1 protein-coding gene is annotated in these 1,898 nt (G+C 58.7%); it reads right to left on the minus strand.

The window, feature by feature from the left end; all coding sequences use genetic code 11:
• The coding region (locus AC1DYM_RS22940) for a condensation domain-containing protein (RefSeq protein WP_477342348.1) at nt 1–1,825 on the minus strand (1,825 nt) is incomplete at its 3' end.
• Nucleotides 1,826–1,898 lie beyond the last annotated feature (73 nt).

The raw sequence follows: 1,898 nt of genomic DNA on the forward strand, positions 1-1,898 counted from the left end.
CCGAGGTCACGGTCAGGTCCAGCACCGGCACGGCAAGCTGTGCCGAGAGCGATGTCCATGCCTCGCCCAGCCCAGGCTGGGTCAACACCGCTACCGGTGCCGCATCCTCCAGCATGTAACGCAGTCGCTCGGCCGGGTACGACGGATCCAGCGGCACGTACGCACCACCGGCCTTCAACACCGCCAACAGGCCCACCATCATCGGCAGCCCACGCTCCACGCACAGCGCCACCCGCGCGTCCGGACCCACGCCCAGCTTGCGCAGATGGCGAGCCAGGCGATTGGCCTGCGCGTTCAGCGCCGCATAACTCAGCGACAACGCCCCATGCACCACCGCCGTCGCCGYCGGTGTCCGCGCTACCTGTGCCTCGAACAACTCATGCACGCACGAGGACGGGTACGCCACCGTCGTCGCGTTCCATTCTGTCACCACACGATGACGCTCTTCAGCTGGAAGCACATCGAGACACCGATCCACTAAGGACGGCTGCTCTAAAGATTCGACCAATTGTTCGACAGCCGTTTCGAGAAAGCGACACAAACGCCTTGCGCCCACCCATTCCGGAGCATGAGCGGAAAGCCGGAAACAACCGTTGGTTTCGTCCACTGACATTTCGATGGGATAGTTCGAAATAGCATCACCATGGGTTACTAGCAAACCCAACCATTCACCCACCTGATGGCTCTTGGGACGAAGTACCTCCAGATCCGGACGGAAATTTAGCATTGATGAGAAAAGAGGCAATGCGGGATCGATCGCACTACAACGCTGTGCCACGACTAAAGGAGCCCCCTCATGCTCCACCAGAAGGGCTATTGCTTCGTGCGCATCCCTAGCAAGCTGTGCCACATCGGAACCGCTCGTTCTAATGCGAATAGGCAGGGTATTCGCGAATAGCCCGACACTTCGATCGAAATCAACACCCCCACTAATACGACCTGAGAGGACAGTCCCAAAGACTGCATCTTCACGCCCGGATGTTCGAGAGACAACACATGCCCATGCCAGGTGGAAAAGACTCGCAACACTTACGTGATTTTCACGCGCCTGCGCCCGCAAACGGCTGCAGACACGCGGTTCCAGGGAAAGACTGAAGCTCTGTGACTCCGAGTTATTACTTCGTACGTCGAGAACTCCAAAAGGTGCTGTTGGCTCAATTACGTCTCCCAATGTTTTCCGAAAGAAATCCTCGTGCTTCTTTCGCGTCGCATCATCTCGAACCAGAGCGACGAAATCTCGGAATGGCTTTGGATCGCATAAGCTACTGACTTCGCCTCGCATGCACGCCTCCAGTTCAGCATCGAGCGTTGCAACGCTCGCATGATCAACCGCAAGGTGGTGCTTTAGAACCAATAGAACCCAGCGCCCTTCGAGCGAATCGTATGCCACGTAGCCGTGCATCATCGGTGCGCGATCGATCGCCATCCGGTAGTGCCGCGGATCCACCAGACGTTCCAGTTGCGCCGCCGCATCACCACCGGCCGGATCCAACGTCACCTCCGTCACCGGCACCGACGCCTCACGCCACACGACCTGCACCGGCTCGTCCAAACCTTCCCATGCCACCGCCGTGCGCAGAATGTCGTGCCGCTCGGTCACAGCCTGCAACGCAGCGATATACCGGTCAACATGGTCCCGTAGTTTAAAGGCGACCACGTCGAACAGGATGTAAGGATCAGTGTCCTGGGCGAGCAGATGATGGAACAGGATGCCTTCCTGCAGCGGCGCCAACGGATAGATATCCCGGATGTTCGCCATCCCACCAGAAGTCACTGAGGCAATCCGGTCAATCTGTTCTTGGGAGAGATCGACTAGAGGCAGCATCGACGGCTCGATCGCCGTGCAATCTTGCGGGATAGCGTTCGCCGGCACCGTCCACGACGGCGCAGCCTTCGCT

Source organism: Luteibacter sp. P1_D3 (genome assembly GCF_056406135.1).